Below are 15,830 nucleotides of genomic sequence, written 5' to 3'. Positions count from 1 at the left end.
ACAAAAAGAGGGGAAACCGCATCAAATGCCGAGCATCTGGTCTTTGGCTTTGAAGTAATGCCGGGCGTGGGCGACGAGCTGAGCGTCGGTCGGATGATCGGCCGACTCCAGACCCAGCACATGCTCGGCCACAGCGGGGTCATGGTGCTGCAGATGCTTGAACAAAGCCAGCTTGGCCTGCCCAGGGCCGGTGATGAGCACTTCGGGAACGCCGACCAGGGCTTGCGCCACCTTGTGATAGAAGTGCTGGTCTTCCGGCGCCTTGCCGCTGCCGATCGTGCCGCTCATGACGTGCAGATGCGGATGCTCCTTGGGCATGATGATGGATTTTTCGATATCCGCCGGATCGATGAACAGCACGCGGGCCTGAGCATGATCGACCCAAACAACTGCATGACGATGTGCCATGATGAAACTCCCTTTGAAAGTGAATACACAAGAACAACATTAGCAGCGCTCACCCGCCATTTCATTGACCTTGCTTGAATGTGCGCTGTTTGAGCAGATGCAAAAAACTGCGGTGCCGCGGCGTGTTGCGATCGAAGTGGCGATAGACCGCCAGCTTGGCCTGATCTTCGACGAAAGCCCAGAACACGCAATAGACCCAGATCAACCCGACCGCCGACCAGCTGATGGGCGCAATCAGCCCCAGGGGAAACACCACGAAGAGCGTCGCCAGCGCCTTGGTGAGAATGGCCGACCACAGCAAAGCGGGTGACGGCCAGGGCTTTTTCCAGAAAGCTTTTCTGCTACGCGCGACAAACAGCGTGAGATGCCCGGAGACCGCCAGTTTGAGGAAGATGAAGGTCTGAATGCTGCCCATGTCGAGCTTCATCACTTCATGCGCGAACCACAGCAGCAGCAGGGTTTCGCCCACGCCGATCAGCCCCAGCACCGTGGACACGGTGATGACGCGCCGCATGTCCCAGCGCACCGGTTGCGGATCGACCGCCGTGCGGTCGTAGGCGATGGTCATGATGGGCACATCGTTGAAAAAGGCCAGCAAAATGATCATCACCGCGGTGATGGGGTAGAAGTTGTAGGCCAGCATGGCCGCCACCACGAACACCATGATGCGAATGGTTTCAGTGATGCGGTAGATGGCGTAGCTGTTCATGCGCTCGAAAATGCGCCGCGCCTCTTCCACCGCCTTGACGATGGTGGACAGCCCCGGCGCGGTGAGGATGAGTGCGGCGGCCGCGCGCGCCGCGTCGGTGGCGCCGGAGACGGCGATGCCCACATCGGCCTGTTTGAGCGCGGGGGCATCGTTGACGCCGTCGCCGGTCATGGCAACGCGGTGCCCCGCGTCCTGCAGCGCCTTGACGATGCCGTATTTGTGTTCGGGGAAGACCTGGGCGAAGCCGTCGGCGGCATCGATCCGGTCGGCGAGGCTCACGCCCGGCTGCTGCTTGTCGGCATCGAACACATCGCCCGCGGCCACGATATGCGTGCCGATACCGAGCTGCCCGCCGATTTCGCGGGCAATCGCCACGTTGTCGCCGGTGACCATCTTTACCGCCAGACCGTGGCTGCGGGCGTCGGCGATGGTTTGCTTGGAGTCGCTGCGCGGCGGGTCGAACAGCGAGAGCAGCCCATCGAGTTGCCACACGCCGTCACCAGTCTTGATCGCCACGCCAAGGGTGCGCAGCCCTTTGGCGGCCTGGGCGTCGATCCAGGCAGTGGCCTTGCTGCGGGTGGCGTCATCCAACTTGCACAGATCGAGAATGACCTGCGGCGCGCCCTTGGTAGCGGCCAGCGGCGCGCCCTGCGCGTCGGTCCAGCGGCCTTCGCTGCGCTTGCCCACCGGATCGAAGGGGGTGAAACCCGCGGCGGTGAAACCGGCGGGCGTGGCGGTTTGCACGGGCTGCGCGGCGTACACCGCCTGGTCGATGGCGTCGCCGTTGTCGGGCTGGCTGGCGAGCGCCGCGTGCAGGTTCAGCGTGACTGCATCGGGCGCGGCCAGCAGCAGCGGGTCGCCCAGGGTGAGCTTGTTCTGCGTGAGGGTGCCGGTTTTGTCGGAGCACAGCACATCCACAGCGGCCAGTTCCTCGATGGATTCCAGCCGCGAGACGATGGCCTTTTCTTTCGACAGCGCCAGCGCGCCCAGCGCCATGGTCACCGACAGCACCGCAGGCATGGCCACCGGAATCGAGGCCACGGTGAGGATGAGGGCGAATTGCAGCAGATCGATCCAAGGCAAACCGCGCTGCAGCTCGACCAGCACCAGAATCGCCACCAGCCCAAGGCTGACGTAGATGAGGTAGTCGCCGATATTGAGCACGGCCTTCTGGAAGTGCGACACCGCTCCGGCCTTCTGCACCAGTTGCGCGGTCTTGCCCAGATAGGTATTGACCCCGGCGGCATAGACCACGCCGACCATCTCGCCCTGCTTGGCAATGGAGCCGGAATACACCACCTCGCCCAGCTTGCGGCTGACCGGCAACGACTCGCCGGTGAGTGCCGACTGATCGACGCTGAGGTAATCGCCCTCGATCAGCTTGAGGTCGGCCGGAAGAATGTCGCCCAGACGCACGCGCACCACATCGCCGGGCACGAGCTGCGCGGTGTCGATCTGCGTCCACTGGCCGTCGCGCTTGACGCGGCACTTGAGCGCGAGCTGCTTTTTCAGCGCATCGAGCGCGCTGCTGGCCTTGAACTCCTGCCAGAAACCGATGCCCGCGTTGAACAGCAGCAACAGCACGATGATGATGAAATCCGGCCAGTGCCGCACCAGCGCCGAGAGCAGCGCGGCGACCTCGATCATCCACGGAATCGGCCCCCAGAAATAGCGCAGCAGACGCATGAGCAGGCTGACATGCTGCTCCGGCAGGCTGTTGGGGCCGCCCTGCGCCAGACGCTGCGCAGCTTCGGCCTGGGTGAGGCCGTCCGCCGTGCTGTGCAGAGATTGCAGCAGCGCATCGGCAGGCGTCGCGGCAACGGCCTTGGCATCGAGCGTTGGGTTGGCCGGATTCATGTTCTCCCCCCCGTTGGGGATGCGAGCAGTGCAGCCTTGGGGCGGCGCCTCGGCAGGGTTTGCGTTTGATGTTGTTCGAGCGTGAGGCCGTGGCCGTACATGCTGAACGCCCAGGTGCTGAGCAGCCCGAGCAGGCTCACTCCCGCCATCATCGCCAGCACCGTCGGCACGCCCAGAGAAGACTTGATCAGCGGCAAGGCAAACACCCCGAGCGTGGCGCCCACCTTGGCGACCGAAGCAGCAAAGCCCGCGCCCGTGGCACGCAACTGTGTGGGGTACAGCTCGGTGGGCAGGATGTAGGTGGTGCTGTTCGGCCCCATATTCATGAACAGGTTGAACACCACGAAGCCGAAGAACACCAGCCCCGCATGCGCCGCATCGCCGCCCGCGAGCACCGTGCTCAACCACAACGCCGCCATGCCGAACACCATGCCGCCAAAGCCGATGAGCTGCATGCGAATGCGCCCGAACTTCGCCACCGCCCATAGGCCGATGACAAAGCCGAGCAGCAAGAACACATCGATCAGCCCCGTACCGCGCGCCAGCGCCGCCACATGAGGCACCAGAGCAAGCCCCTCGCCCGCCACATGCATCTGCGCCAGCAGCACGGCGGTGAACAGCCCCACGCCGTAAGTCGCAATATCCATCAAAAACCACGGCACGGTGCTCAGCAGCGTGCTGCGCAGGTAGGCCGGGTGAAACAGCAGGCCGTAGCCCTGCGGCTTGGCCGACTGCGGCACACGGGCAACGAAGTGCACCGTATCGCCCAGGCGCGAGGCCATGCGTTCGAGCTGGCGGCGGTCCGAGGGCACGAAGCGTTCGAGCATGTGCACCGCTTCGCGGTTGCGGCCCTGCCCGATCAGCCAGCGCGGGCTTTCCGGCAGATTCAACCGCCCCAGCAAAAACAGCAGCGCAAACAGCATTTCTGTGGCAAAAAACCAGCGCCACACGCTGGGCTCGGGCACAAGATGCAGCAGCGCCAGGGACAGCAGCGCCGCCACAATGAGCCCGACCGACTGGCAGGCGATGGTGGCCACCATCATGCGGCTGCGCTTGTCGTGCGGCATGCATTCGGCGACATAGCTGCCGCTCACAGGAAAATCCATGCCGATGCCCACCCCCACCACGAATTGCGCGGCAATCAGCCCCCAGGCATTCCAGGTCAGCGCGCTGAAGCCCGCAGCGACGGCCAGAATGACCATGTCGATCAGAAACACCGATTTGCGGCCATAGCGGTCGGCCAAGCGCCCGCCCCACGCCGCACCGCCGATGGCCCCGGCCACCAGCGCTGCGCCAAGCAGCCCGGTTTGCAGCGCCGAAAGATCCAGGCCCACCGCCAGCAGCGGGATGGCCATGCCCAGCATGAACACCGAGAGACCGTCGATCAGCGTGCCCCCGGTAGCCAGCGCCCAGGCCAGATAGTGCGGCAAGCGCATGGGCGCGGCATCGAGCAGGGCGATGATCTGCGCGTGATCTGGGTGAACGGCAGCGCCCTGCGACGCGGCCTGGATGGCGGTTGCCATGCGCCCGGCCTTCAGGCCGCCACGCGGCCTTGCTCCACCGCGTCGTGGGTGTAGTTGAACACCACGTCGGGATCGGGGCAGAGCAAGGCGTGAGCCTTGTCCTTGTAATCCAGCCGGGTGAGCAGATCCATGATGAGGTTGAGCCGCGCCTGTTTTTTGTCGTTGGCGCGCACGATGGTCCAGGGCGCAGTGGGCGTGTGCGTGCGGGCGAACATGGCGTTGCGTGCGGTGCTGTAGTCTTTCCAGTGCTTTTGCGCGGCGGCGTCGATCGGACTCATCTTCCACTGCTTGAGCGGATTGGTGAGCCGATCCTTGAGGCGCTGTTTCTGTTCGGCCTTGTCGATGTCGAGGTAGTACTTGAACAGTTGAATGCCCGAGCGCACCAGCATCTGCTCGAACGTCGGCACCGTCTCCATGAATTCCTCGTACTGCGCCTCGGTGCAAAAACCCATCACCCACTCCACCCCGGCGCGGTTGTACCAACTGCGGTTGAACAGCACGAATTCGGCGGCCGCCGGCAGATAAGGCACATAGCGCTGGAAGTACCACTCCGACTCGTCGCGGGTGGAGGGTTTGTTCAGCGCCACCACGCGGGTATCGCGCGGCGAGAGGTGCTCGATGACGCGCTTGATGGTGCCATCCTTGCCCGCGCTGTCGCGCCCTTCGAGCAGGATGAGAATGCGGTCGCCCTTGGCGATGAGGTGTTTCTGGAACTTCACCAGCTCGATCTGCAGGGCTTCGAGGGTTTTGCCATAACCGTGATCGGGGTGGGATGCAGATTTTTTGTTTTGCGTGCTGTTTTTTGCCATTTCAGTCTCCTAAACCCAGGTCAGATTTCAGCGGCGGATCGGCAGGCAAATGTTCCGGCAGCGCATCGCTGCCGACGGGGGTGAGGTAATCGGCCATCTCCTCCCAAGGTTTGCCTTCGGCCAATTCTTCATAGTAGGCCCGCGCGATCTGGCCGAGTTCGCTCTTGGGGTCGAGCAAATCGCGCGACTCGCTGCCGTCCAGCCGTCCCATGGCACGCCAGATGAACTCTTCAAACTCCCGCATCTTCTCGGGCGACAACGGCGCTTGTTTCATGCACTACACCTGAACCGCAGCAGGCAGACCGAATTCATCGAGCGCCTTGAGCAAGGGCGTCATGTACATCATTGCGGGGCCGCCGTGCATGAGCACCGCCAAGAACCCGGCCTCGATCAGCTCGTCGCGTTTCGCCCCGGCATGCGCTGCCTGCTTGACGTGAAACGCGATGCACCACTCGCACTGCGCCGCGACCGACAGCGCCACATTGACCAGTTCTTTCTGCTTGCCAGACAGCGCAGGGCCGGATTCCGCCTTGCCCATGAAGTTCATGAAGGCCTGGACTTCGTTGGGATGGCTTTTGCCGAGCGTGGACAGCAAGGACTCGACTTCATGCAGACGCTCGCGCATCGGGGATTCCGTCATGGTTCTTCCTTTCGTTTCAATGGTTTCAATGGAGTGACACTCACTTGCGGCGCGCAGCCGATGAAGCCGACGTCCGGCTGGCTGCGGCGGCCGGCTTGGGTACTTGGGCGCTCATCAGCCTGACCGCCTGCTGCTGCGTGTCTTGCAAGGTGTTGAGCGCCTGGGTGGTCCAGTTCATGGTGCTTTGCAGCAAGGCCTGCATCGGCTCAACCCCGGCGGGCGCTGCTGCGCTCGCGTTCTGCCCAAGGCTGTCGTGCAGGCTGTTTTGCAGGCGCTCAAGTCTGGACTGCAGGATCTCGGTCATTTCGGCCTGGGTCGCAGAGGCGATCTGCCCGAATTTCTCGACGTAGCTCATGACGTTTTCGCCCCCTGCGCGCGCGGCATCTGCCCAGTCAGCGCCAGGCGCAGACGGCACCTCGCCCTTGCCGACTGCCGATTGCAGCGTCTGCGCCGCCTGCTGCGCCATCAGACGCATGGTTTGCATCTGCAACTGGGTCAGTTGCTCATAGCCGCGAAAAAGCACCTGATTCAACGCAACGGCGGCTTCCAGCTCGGCCTTCTGCAAGTCTTTCAGCGATTCGGTCGGATTCATGGCAACTCCCCAATGTGAATGTGAGTTTGCAGTGTGCTACAGCACAGCAGCGGGAGCTTGACTTGCATCATGTTGGTGCGACCCGATTTGCCATACCTGTAAGCAGATTTTGCTGCAGCGCACACTGCACAGAGACAGCGGCCTGCCAAACTGGCATGACCCCAAAAAGCACTTGCCTTAATTTCCACGCTTCCATAAACTTTGAAATATGGAAACAAAAGCTGCACTCCTGGTTCTCGCCGCCCTGTCGCAAGACTCGCGTCTGCGCGTGTTTCGCGTCTTGGTGCAGGCGGGCCCCGAAGGGCTGGCTGCGGGCAAAATTGCCGAGCTCACCGCCACTGCACCCTCGTCGCTCTCGTTTCACCTGAAAGAGCTCGCCCACGCCGACCTGGTCGAGTCTCGCCAGTCAGGGCGCTTTGTGATCTACACCGCGCGCTTTTCCACCATGAATGAACTGATCGGCTACCTCACCGACAACTGCTGCGGCGGCAATCCCTGCGGCCCGGTCGAGGCGAACTGCCCCCCACCCGTACGCTCAACTGTTGAGGAGACTCACCCATGAAACGCTTCCATGTTCACGTCAGCGTGCCCGCGCTGGACGACGCCATTCGCTTCTACTCCGGCCTGTTCGCCGCCGAGCCCACGGTGCGCAAGGCCGACTACGCCAAGTGGATGCTCGACGACCCGCGAGTGAACTTCGCCATTTCGCAGCGCGGCGCCGCGCCCGGCTTGAACCATCTGGGCATTCAGGTGGAAAGCGATGCGGAACTGCTGGAGATGCAGCAACGGCTCGAATCCACCGAGGCAGGCTTCATCGAAGAAACCGGCGCCGCCTGCTGCTATGCCCGCTCCGACAAATACTGGGCCAACGACCCGGTCGGCATCGCCTGGGAGACCTATCACACCCTGGACACCATTCCCATGTTCAATGACTCGCCCGATGGCAGCGCTTGCTGCGTGCCCGCCGCGGCGGTTGCCGTGCCGTCACCGGCACCACGCCCGGCGACGGCATGCTGCGGCGGCGCCTCCGCTTCCAAATCATCCTGCTGCTGATCTTTTACCCACTTGGAGATGTTCATGGACAAGGTTTACAACGTATTGGTGCTGTGCACCGGCAATTCCGCCCGCTCGATCATGGGCGAGGGACTGATCAACACCCTGGGCAAGGGCCGCTTCAAGGCCTATAGCGCGGGCAGCCATCCAGGCGGAGTGGTCAACCCCTTCGCCATCGAACAGCTCAAAAGCATCGGCTACCCGACGGACACCTTGCGCAGCAAAAGCTGGGATGAATTCGCCACGCCCGATGCGCCGCAGATGGACTTTGTTTTCACCGTCTGCGACAAGGCCGCGGGCGAGACCTGCCCCATCTGGCCCGGACATCCGATGACTGCGCACTGGGGCTTTGAAGACCCGGCCGCCGTGGAGGGCAGCGACGAAGAGAAGCGCCGCGCCTTCCAGACCATCTTCCGCCAGATCATGTGCCGGGTGCGCGCCTTCGTCAGCCTGCCGCTGGATCGGCTGGACGCCGCCGCGATCAAGCGGGAAATCGTGGACATCGGCAAGACCCCGGTCATGCCTTTGCCGGAGTCCTGCGCCAAAGACGATCTCGACCCGGTCGTTCAATAATCGCTCTCCCCGCGCCCAACGGCAGGCAGAACGGCCTGCCGTTTGCGTTTCGATTGCGTCCTCGATTGCGTCCATTTCCCAACAAAAATTCCACACCCATGATCGCCGCCCTGCTCATTTTCATCCTCACCCTGGTGTTCGTCATCTGGCAGCCGCGCGGTCTGGGCATCGGCTACAGCGCCCTGGGCGGCGCGGCGATCGCGCTGATGTTCGGCGTGATCAACTGGGGCGACATCCCGGTGGTGTGGCACATCGTCTGGGATGCCACCTTCACCTTCGTCGGGCTGATCATCATCTCTCTCATCCTCGACGACGCCGGGGTGTTTCACTGGGCCGCGCTGCATGTGGCGCGCTGGGGCGGCGGACGCGGGCGGCGGCTGTTTCCGCTCATCGTGGTGCTGGGTGCGGTGATTTCGGCGTTTTTCGCCAACGACGGCGCGGCGCTCATCCTCACACCCATCGTGCTGGCCATGCTGCTGGCGCTGGGCTTCGGTCCGGCAGCGGCGCTGGCGTTCGTCATGGCCTGCGGTTTCGTCGCCGACACCACCTCGATGCCGCTGGTGATTTCCAATCTGGTCAACATCGTCACCGCGGGCTATTTCAACATTCCCTTCGACCGCTACGCCGCGGTGATGGTGCCGGTCGATCTGGCCGCGCTGGCCGCGACGCTGGTCGTGCTGATGCTGTTTTTCCGCCGCGACATTCCCGCAGGCTACGACCTCGCCCGGCTCGACGCGCCATCCAGCGCCATCAAGGACGCGCTGGTGTTTCGCTGGACCTGGCCGGTGATGGCCGTGCTGCTGGTGGCGTATTTCGTCACCGCCGCGTGGCAGGTGCCGGTGTCGCTGGTCACCGGCATCGCCGCGCTGTTTCTGCTGGCTCTGGCCGGGCGCTGGTGGCGCGGCGGCCGCGGCGCGGTCATCGATCTGCGCCACGTCATCAAGGGCGCGCCGTGGCAGATCGTGCTGTTCTCGCTGGGCATGTACCTCGTGGTCTATGGCTTGCGCAATGCCGGGCTGACCGACTACCTGGCGCTGGCGCTCGAAGCGCTGGCCCGCCACGGCACCGTGGTCGCGGTGGTGGGCACGGGCTTCATCAGCGCGGTGCTGTCCTCGGTGATGAACAACATGCCCATGACCCTGGTGGGCGCCCTGGGCATCCACCACGCGCAGGGCATAGCCCCGGCGGTGCGCGAAGCCATGATCTACGCCCACGTCATCGGCTGCGATCTCGGCCCCAAGTTCACGCCCATCGGCAGCCTGGCCACGCTGCTGTGGCTGCACGTGCTCGACCGCAAGGGCGTGCACATCGGCTGGGGTTATTACATGCGCATCGGGCTGGCGCTGACCACACCGGTGTTGCTGATCACCTTGCTGGCGCTGGCCTGGCGTTTGGGCTGACCATGACCGACACCCAAGCCGCCCCCTGCATGCTGCAAGCCTGGCAGTTCGCCGAGGCCGAAGTGCGTGGTTTTGTGTGCCAACAGCTGCACGATGGTCGAGAGCTGGATCAGCGCCTGAGCCTTTTTCAACCTTTCTCTTTTCACAGACCCACAATCCCATGAACAAGACCCTCATTGCTTTGACTCTGGCCGCGGCCAGCACGCTTGCCGCCAACGCCCAGGCCGAATCGGCCACCTGGACGCAGAAGATCCTCACCCCGGAAACTGCGCTCAAGGCCGCCGAAGCCGCCAAGGCCGAATGCGTCAAGCGCGGCTGGCAGGTGGCGGTGGCCGTGACCGACCCGTCGGGGCTGCCGTTGCTGATGCTGCGCGACCGCTTCGCCGGCTGGCACACCGTGGCAGCGGCGGAAGGCAAGGCGCGCACGGCGGCGAGCTGGCGGGAGTCCACCAGCTCGGTGGCGGAGCGGGTGAACAAACCCGGCTCTGCCGAGCAAGCCATCAAGAACCTGCCCGGCGTGGTGATGATCGGCGGCGGCATGCCGATCGATGCGGCCGGACAGATGGTGGGCGCCATCGGGGTATCGGGCGCGCCGGGCGGCGCCAACGATGACCTCTGCGCCAAAGCCGGGCTGAGTGCCATCGAGGGCGATCTGGCGTTTTGAGCCGTTTCGACTGATCCTGAGTGCCGGGCTTGCCCCAGGGTTTGCCTTTGGCGCCGCGCAAACATTTTGGTCAAAATTGAAAAACCACCATGACTTCCTCACCCGCATTCCCTGCTGCCCATGAGTTCCACATGAGCCTGCGTGTGGCCGATCTGGCGCGCAGCACAGCGTTCTACACCGCGTTTTTCGGCCTGCCGCCCAAAGACCGCACCGCCCGCTACAGCACCTTCATCGTGCCGCAGCTGCGCCTCAACCTGGTGCTGCTGGTCAACGACCGCGGTGAGGCACTCGACACCTACAGCCTCTACCACCTCGGACTGGGTGTGGCGGGCAAGGCCGAAGTCATCGCCGCCTACCGTGCCGCCGTGGCTGCGGGGGCCGAGATCGTCAAGCCCCCGCGCACCACCTGGCGCGGCACGCCGCTGCACGAACTGTGGCTGCGCGACCCCAGCGGCTATCTGCTGGAGGTCTATGCCCGGCTTACCGATGCTGAACTGGCGCAGATGCCCGCAGACATGGAGCCGTTGTTTCTGCTCGACACCCCGCAAACTTGAACCACGAGACGCGCCGACATCAGCCGCGCAGATCGGAGGTGTCGGCCAGCGCCGTAGCTCGGGGGATGCGGGCTGGCGCGGCAGCGAGGCGCAATTCCGCCCGCGCAAGACGCATCACCTTCGCCCCCCGCTGATTGCGCGCGCGGCCCCGACCGCAGCGACGGCCAAATCCGACCAGCGCGTGGCGGGGACGAACACGTCAAAAGGCAGTTCGTGGTCGATGCAATATTGGGCCAGCAATCGGGCCATCGGCGATTTGCCGACCCCGCCTTTTCTCCGTCTATCCCCCGCCTATCCAATGAATTGTGCTGATCAATTTCTCCGGAATGCCTGCCCCGCGGGGGATTGAAAGCCGAATCTGAGTCTACGGAGAGCCCGCAGAGGCGGCTCGGCGTTTCCTTCAGAGACTGCTGCGACGGGCCGAAGAACAGCGCAGCCTATTACGAGTCTCCTTCGCCGCTTGCAAGCAAAATGCGCGCCTTCATCCTGCGCCCTCCCCCTGATTTTTCTATGCACGCCTACCTCTCCGGTTTCGCCCTCGGTCTGTCGCTCATCGTCGCCATCGGCGCGCAGAACGCCTTCGTCCTCAAACAGGGGCTGAAGGGGGAACACATTTTCTGGGTAGTGATGGTGTGCGCGCTGTCCGATGCGCTGCTCATCGGCGTCGGCGTGTCCGGGTTTCATGTGCTGGTGGCACGGGCGCCCTGGCTGACCACGCTCAGCCGTTACGCGGGAGCCGCGTTCCTGCTCTGGTATGGGGCGCGCAGTTTCCGGGCGGCCCTGCGCTCGGCGGCGGTGCTGGCGCCGGCCGATGGCGGCGCCAGCCCGCTCGGCAAGACGCTGGCCACCGTGCTGGCGTTCACTTTTCTGAACCCGCATGTCTATCTCGACACCGTGGTCTTGCTCGGCTCGGTGTCCACCCAGTTTCCCGGGCGTACGGCGGCGTTCGGCGCGGGTGCGGCGTCGGCCTCGTTCGTGTTCTTTTTCGCCCTGGGCTATGGCGCGCGGCTGTTGCGGCCGGTGTTCGCGCGCCCTTTCACCTGGAAGGTGCTCGACGTGCTGATCGGCTTGACGATGGCCGCACTGGCTCTCAAGCTGTTGCTGGGCGAGTGATCGCCGTCCGCATAAGAATCAGTCGATCATCGAGGCCGAAGGCGCTGGGGCGGCGAGCAGATCACCTGCGCGGCAGGTGCGATTGCGACCGCTTTCCTTGGCCCGATACAGCGCCAGATCGGCCTGGTCGAGCAGCTTGTGCAGCAGCGGCTGATCCTGCGGATAGCTCGCCAGCCCGATGCTGACGGTCACGCCGGGTACGCTGAGATCCCCTTCCCAGTCTTTGGCCGCGAAGGCCGCGTGAATATCGGCGGCGATCGTGTCGGCGGTCTCGCGCCCGGCTGCGGGCAAGATCAGCACGAACTCTTCGCCACCGGAGCGATACACCAAATCGCCTGGGCGCAAGGTCTGGCGCAGCAGCCTGGCCACCTGATGGAGCACTTCATCTCCCACGGCATGGCCGAAGCGGTCGTTGACCGATTTAAAGGCGTCGATATCGAGCACGCCGACGCTCAGCGCGCCACCGCTGCGCTCGCTCAAGGCGATCTGCTGAGCCAGTGCCGCCATGCCCGCGCGGCGATTGGGAAGCTGGGTGAGATCGTCGATGCTGGCCATTTTTTCCAGCCGCAACTCCAGCAGCTTGCGGTCGGTGATGTTCTGCACCATGCCGACCATACGGGTTGGACGGCCCTGGGCGTCGCGCTCGCAGACCTGCCCGCGATCGTGCACCCAGATGTCATGACCGTTGCGGTTGCGCAAACGGTATTCCGCCTCGAAGCGCATCAGCCGTCCGCGCAAATGCTGATCGATCAAGGACATGACCTGATCGCGGTCGTCGGGATGGACGTTATGTTTCCAGGTCTCGACATGCGGCGTCATTTCATCCGGGCCGTATCCCAGCATGCGCTTGAGCTGCGGGCTGAAATAGACCGCGTCGGTGAGCAGGTTCCAGTCCCACAGCCCGTCCATGGCCTGTTCGAGAGCAAAACGCAGGCGCTCGTCGCGCGTGCTGCTTGCCTCATCCAGGCTCAGCCGCTTGCTGATATTGCGGGCGACGGACAGAAAGTAGTCGCGCCCCTGATGGTTAAAGTGCGTTGTGTTGACCTCGACCGGAATTTCGCCACCGTCCTGGTGGCGATGGCGCCCGACGAAGGTGTAGCAGTCGGCCGTGCGGATGACTTGGGCGATGTCGGCCCACTGCGGCAAGCCCTGCACGTCCTTCTGCAGGCTGAGCACCGAGTGATGCAGCACTTCGCTGGCTTGCAGTCCGAGATCGGCATAGGCCGCGCGGTTGCACCAGAGGATGTTGGACGTCACCGGGTCGAGCAGATACACCGCATCGGCCATGTGCCCAAACAGAACCTCCAGGGAAGGCAGGCCGCCTTGCTCCGCAAACGCCATGATGTACGCCCAGCCAAGACATCCCGGAGAGTTGCGTTGCGCAGGCCCGGGATGACCTGACGCGCGCTTTGCCGTGCGCTTTGCCGTGCGACCTCGCTGCGCAGCAAAAGAGGCTGAGTTTAGCGATTTATCAAAGCACGAAGCAATCGCGCCGCAGGCGCATCACCCGTGACGATGTCGATGGTGCGCGTCGGGAAAGTGCGCGTGCGTATGCCGCAGCGGCGCATGGTCATGCGGGTGGCTGTGCTGCGTGCCTATCGGCACCGGCGGCTCGTGCACATGATCGTGATGGCCGTCGTCTTTCGGGCCGCCGTGGACATGGCGGTGACTATGGTGCATCGCCTCGTGGTCGTGCGCATGCGCATGGCGTTCGCTGACGTGCAGCCAGACGCCCAGCGCCATCAGCCCGCCCGCCAGCACCAGCCCCAGGGTGAGGGCTTCGCCGAGCAAAAGCACGGCCAGCGCGGCGCCGAAAAACGGCGCCACGGCGAAATACGCGCCTGTGCGCGCCGTACCCAGATGCCGCAGCGCCAGCACGAACAGCACCAGGCTGACGCCGTAGCTGGCAAAGCCGAGCGCGCCTGCCGCCAGCACGATAGGCCAAGTCGGCCATTGCGCCCCGACCAGCATCGCCAGAAGCAGGTTGACCGCCCCGGCGATGAGCCCCTTGCTCATGGCGATAAAACCGGCATCGGCCAAGGCGACTTTGCGCGTGAAATTGTTGTCGAGCGCCCAGCCCAGGCAGGCGCCGATCACCGCCAGCCCCGGCCACAGACTGCTCCAGTCCAGCCTCACTCCCTGGCCGGGCCAGTTCAGCACCACACTACCCAGAACAATGGCCCCCATGCCCAAGGCGATGCGGCGATCGAAGTTTTCGCGGAACACAAACCAGGCCAACAAGGCCGTCAACACGCTCTCCAGATTGAGCAGCAGCGAAGCCCCCGCGGCCGGCATGCGCGAGAGGCCGAACATCAGCAGCACCGGTGCCGCCACACCGCCGCTGCATATCGCGGCGGCCAGCCAGGGCCACTCACCGGCTTGCAAATGAGACGTAGCCGCCTCGCCGCTGCGCACGGCACGCAGCGCCCGCCAGGCGGCCAGGCCGATCCCCGAGCCCAGATACAGCAAGGCCGCCAGCAACCACGGGCTGGTGTCGGCCAGCAGCAGCTTGGCCAGCGGCGTGCTCGCGCCGAACAACAAGGCGGCGACGAGCGCCAGGGTGATGCCCTGATGGAGCGAAGCGTTCTGCGAAGGGGGCGTGAGAGAAGATGGCATAAGAGGGCGTGAGAGGCTTACGAAAGGTACGCCGCCCTGTCAGGACGTATGGCTTGTGACGTTTGGTGAACCCGGCTTGCCTGCGGCGATTGGCTGGCTAATGTTCAAAACAAAATCAGTCTGTGCGAATGTCCGCATGGACCCGCCAGACCTCTCTTCTTTCTGACGCATCATGGGAACCAAAATCTATCTGACCGGACTTGGAATTCTGCTCATTGTCTGCTTGTCCGTCGGCTTTTACATGGGCTACAGCCATGTCTTCGCACCCGGGGCCTACAGCGTGCCCGATCAGGGCATCGCGCAGGTTCCCCCAAGCCCGATCAGCGCGGCGAGCCACGCCGCACCTCAAAGCTGATCGTCAAGCCGGAAACACCCCGGTGCTCAAATAGCGGTCTCCGCGATCACAGACGATGAACACGATGGTGGCGTTTTCCACTTCGCGGGCGATGCGCAGCGCCACTTCGCAGGCGCCAGCCGCACTGATGCCGCAGAACAGCCCCTCCTCGCGGGCGAGCTTGCGCGCCATGTTCTCCGCCGCGGCCTGGCTGACGTACTCCAGCCGGTCCACCCGCTGCGGCTCGTAGATCTTGGGCAGGTATTCCTGCGGCCATTTACGGATGCCGGGAATGCGCGAACCTTCCTCCGGCTGCGCGCCGATGATCTGCACCGCCGGGTTCTGCTCCTTGAGAAAGTGCGACACCCCAGTGATGGTGCCGGTCGTGCCCATGGCGCTGACGAAGTGGGTGATGCGCCCTTTTGTGTCGCGCCAGATCTCGGGGCCGGTGGTCTCGAAATGCGCCCGCGGATTGTCGGCATTGGCGAACTGATCGAGCATCAGACCCTTGCCATCGCGCTGCATCTGCTCGGCCAGATCGCGGGCGTATTCCATGCCGCCGCTCTTGGGGGTGAGCAACAGCTCGGCGCCGAAGGCTTTCATGGTCTGGGCGCGCTCGATGCTGAGGTCTTCGGGCATGATGAGCACCATGCGATAACCCAGAATGGCGGCGGCCATCGCCAGGGCGATGCCGGTATTGCCCGAGGTGGCCTCGATCAGCGTGTCGCCAGGTTTGATGGCGCCGCGCTCCTGCGCGTGGCGAATCATGGAAATCGCCGCCCGGTCTTTCACCGATCCGGCCGGATTGTTGCCTTCGAGCTTGCCCAGGATCACGTTGCCGCGCCGCGCATTGTCGGCGCCGGGGATGCGCTGCAACTGCACCAGCGGGGTGTTGCCGATCACCTGATCGATCGTGAGGTAGGACATGGAAGTCTCCTGAAAATGTCAGCGGAAATCAGCGGCGGGCAGGCGGTTTGCGGGCAGC

At 64.1% G+C, this 15,830-nt stretch carries 19 protein-coding genes; 9 read left to right on the top strand and 10 right to left on the bottom strand.

Annotated features, from left to right (window positions below; translation table 11 throughout):
• Positions 1 to 21 precede the first annotated feature (21 nt).
• From B3H47_RS00785 to B3H47_RS00755, 7 genes are all read right to left on the bottom strand, one after another.
• A complete protein-coding gene (locus B3H47_RS00785; RefSeq protein ID WP_013123420.1) occupies positions 22 to 408 on the bottom strand; it encodes a hypothetical protein in 387 nt (128 codons plus the stop codon).
• A gap of 61 nt (positions 409 to 469) precedes the next feature.
• Positions 470 to 2,974 carry a plasma-membrane proton-efflux P-type ATPase gene (locus B3H47_RS00780; RefSeq protein ID WP_286985425.1) on the bottom strand — a complete coding sequence of 835 codons (2,505 nt, stop codon included), beginning with the start codon at positions 2,972 to 2,974 and terminating at the stop codon, positions 470 to 472.
• The gene (locus B3H47_RS00775) at positions 2,971 to 4,497 is read right to left on the bottom strand and encodes an MFS transporter (protein WP_286985424.1); all 1,527 of its coding nucleotides are present in this window, start codon (positions 4,495 to 4,497) and stop codon (positions 2,971 to 2,973) included. The genes B3H47_RS00780 and B3H47_RS00775 overlap by 4 nt, the downstream gene beginning before the upstream one ends.
• A gap of 11 nt (positions 4,498 to 4,508) precedes the next feature.
• Positions 4,509 to 5,306, bottom strand: a complete 798-nt coding sequence (gene ppk2, locus B3H47_RS00770; RefSeq protein WP_286985423.1) for a polyphosphate kinase 2 — start codon at positions 5,304 to 5,306, stop codon at positions 4,509 to 4,511.
• 1 nt (position 5,307) lies between these two features.
• Complete coding sequence (locus tag B3H47_RS00765) at positions 5,308 to 5,580, bottom strand: hypothetical protein (protein WP_013106199.1); 273 nt, start codon at positions 5,578 to 5,580, stop codon at positions 5,308 to 5,310.
• A 3-nt stretch (positions 5,581 to 5,583) separates the two neighbouring features.
• Positions 5,584 to 5,946 (bottom strand): carboxymuconolactone decarboxylase family protein, encoded by a 363-nt coding sequence (locus B3H47_RS00760; protein ID WP_013123425.1) that lies wholly within the window; start codon positions 5,944 to 5,946, stop codon positions 5,584 to 5,586.
• 40 nt (positions 5,947 to 5,986) lie between these two features.
• Positions 5,987 to 6,538 (bottom strand): phasin family protein, encoded by a 552-nt coding sequence (locus B3H47_RS00755; protein WP_286985422.1) that lies wholly within the window; start codon positions 6,536 to 6,538, stop codon positions 5,987 to 5,989.
• Positions 6,539 to 6,746: 208 nt separating this feature from the next.
• On the opposite strand from B3H47_RS00755, the gene B3H47_RS00750 reads away from it, so the two are divergent.
• From B3H47_RS00750 to B3H47_RS00715, 8 genes are all read left to right on the top strand, one after another.
• Positions 6,747 to 7,100: an ArsR/SmtB family transcription factor gene (locus B3H47_RS00750; protein WP_286985421.1), complete on the top strand. Its 354-nt coding sequence runs from the start codon at positions 6,747 to 6,749 to the stop codon at positions 7,098 to 7,100.
• A complete protein-coding gene (locus tag B3H47_RS00745; protein WP_286985420.1) occupies positions 7,097 to 7,591 on the top strand; it encodes an ArsI/CadI family heavy metal resistance metalloenzyme in 495 nt (164 codons plus the stop codon). Before B3H47_RS00750 ends, B3H47_RS00745 begins: the two co-directional genes overlap by 4 nt.
• A 24-nt stretch (positions 7,592 to 7,615) precedes the next feature.
• A complete protein-coding gene (locus tag B3H47_RS00740; protein WP_286985419.1) occupies positions 7,616 to 8,164 on the top strand; it encodes an arsenate reductase ArsC in 549 nt (182 codons plus the stop codon).
• A gap of 98 nt (positions 8,165 to 8,262) precedes the next feature.
• A complete protein-coding gene (locus tag B3H47_RS00735; RefSeq protein WP_286985418.1) occupies positions 8,263 to 9,564 on the top strand; it encodes an arsenic transporter in 1,302 nt (433 codons plus the stop codon).
• Between the two features lie 2 nt (positions 9,565 to 9,566).
• Entirely contained in the window at positions 9,567 to 9,728 is a 162-nt protein-coding gene (locus B3H47_RS00730) for a hypothetical protein (protein WP_197737898.1), read from the top strand.
• Positions 9,725 to 10,228 carry a GlcG/HbpS family heme-binding protein gene (locus B3H47_RS00725; RefSeq protein WP_286985416.1) on the top strand — a complete coding sequence of 168 codons (504 nt, stop codon included), beginning with the start codon at positions 9,725 to 9,727 and terminating at the stop codon, positions 10,226 to 10,228. The genes B3H47_RS00730 and B3H47_RS00725 overlap by 4 nt, the downstream gene beginning before the upstream one ends.
• Positions 10,229 to 10,317: 89 nt before the next feature.
• Entirely contained in the window at positions 10,318 to 10,782 is a 465-nt protein-coding gene (locus B3H47_RS00720) for a VOC family protein (protein ID WP_286985415.1), read from the top strand.
• Positions 10,783 to 11,292: 510 nt separating this feature from the next.
• Positions 11,293 to 11,895 carry a LysE/ArgO family amino acid transporter gene (locus B3H47_RS00715; RefSeq protein WP_286985414.1) on the top strand — a complete coding sequence of 201 codons (603 nt, stop codon included), beginning with the start codon at positions 11,293 to 11,295 and terminating at the stop codon, positions 11,893 to 11,895.
• An 18-nt stretch (positions 11,896 to 11,913) separates the two neighbouring features.
• Here the strand turns inward: B3H47_RS00715 and B3H47_RS00710 are convergent, their stop codons facing one another.
• The gene (locus tag B3H47_RS00710) at positions 11,914 to 13,236 is read right to left on the bottom strand and encodes a sensor domain-containing diguanylate cyclase (RefSeq protein ID WP_286985413.1); all 1,323 of its coding nucleotides are present in this window, start codon (positions 13,234 to 13,236) and stop codon (positions 11,914 to 11,916) included.
• Between the two features lie 162 nt (positions 13,237 to 13,398).
• Positions 13,399 to 14,511, bottom strand: a complete 1,113-nt coding sequence (locus tag B3H47_RS00705) for a DMT family transporter (protein ID WP_286985412.1) — start codon at positions 14,509 to 14,511, stop codon at positions 13,399 to 13,401.
• A gap of 172 nt (positions 14,512 to 14,683) precedes the next feature.
• Here B3H47_RS00705 and B3H47_RS00700 point away from each other — a divergent pair, with 172 nt between their 5' ends.
• Positions 14,684 to 14,866 (top strand): hypothetical protein, encoded by a 183-nt coding sequence (locus tag B3H47_RS00700; protein ID WP_041608984.1) that lies wholly within the window; start codon positions 14,684 to 14,686, stop codon positions 14,864 to 14,866.
• A gap of 3 nt (positions 14,867 to 14,869) precedes the next feature.
• Here B3H47_RS00700 and cysM read toward each other — a convergent pair whose 3' ends face one another.
• Positions 14,870 to 15,772 carry a cysteine synthase CysM gene (cysM, locus tag B3H47_RS00695; RefSeq protein WP_286985411.1) on the bottom strand — a complete coding sequence of 301 codons (903 nt, stop codon included), beginning with the start codon at positions 15,770 to 15,772 and terminating at the stop codon, positions 14,870 to 14,872.
• Between the last annotated feature and the right edge of the window lie 58 nt (positions 15,773 to 15,830).

It is taken from the genome of Thiomonas sp. UBA7699, assembly GCF_002482605.1.
Lineage (GTDB): Bacteria > Pseudomonadota > Gammaproteobacteria > Burkholderiales > Burkholderiaceae_C > Thiomonas > Thiomonas arsenitoxydans.
This window is presented reverse-complemented; position numbering and strand designations above follow the sequence as displayed.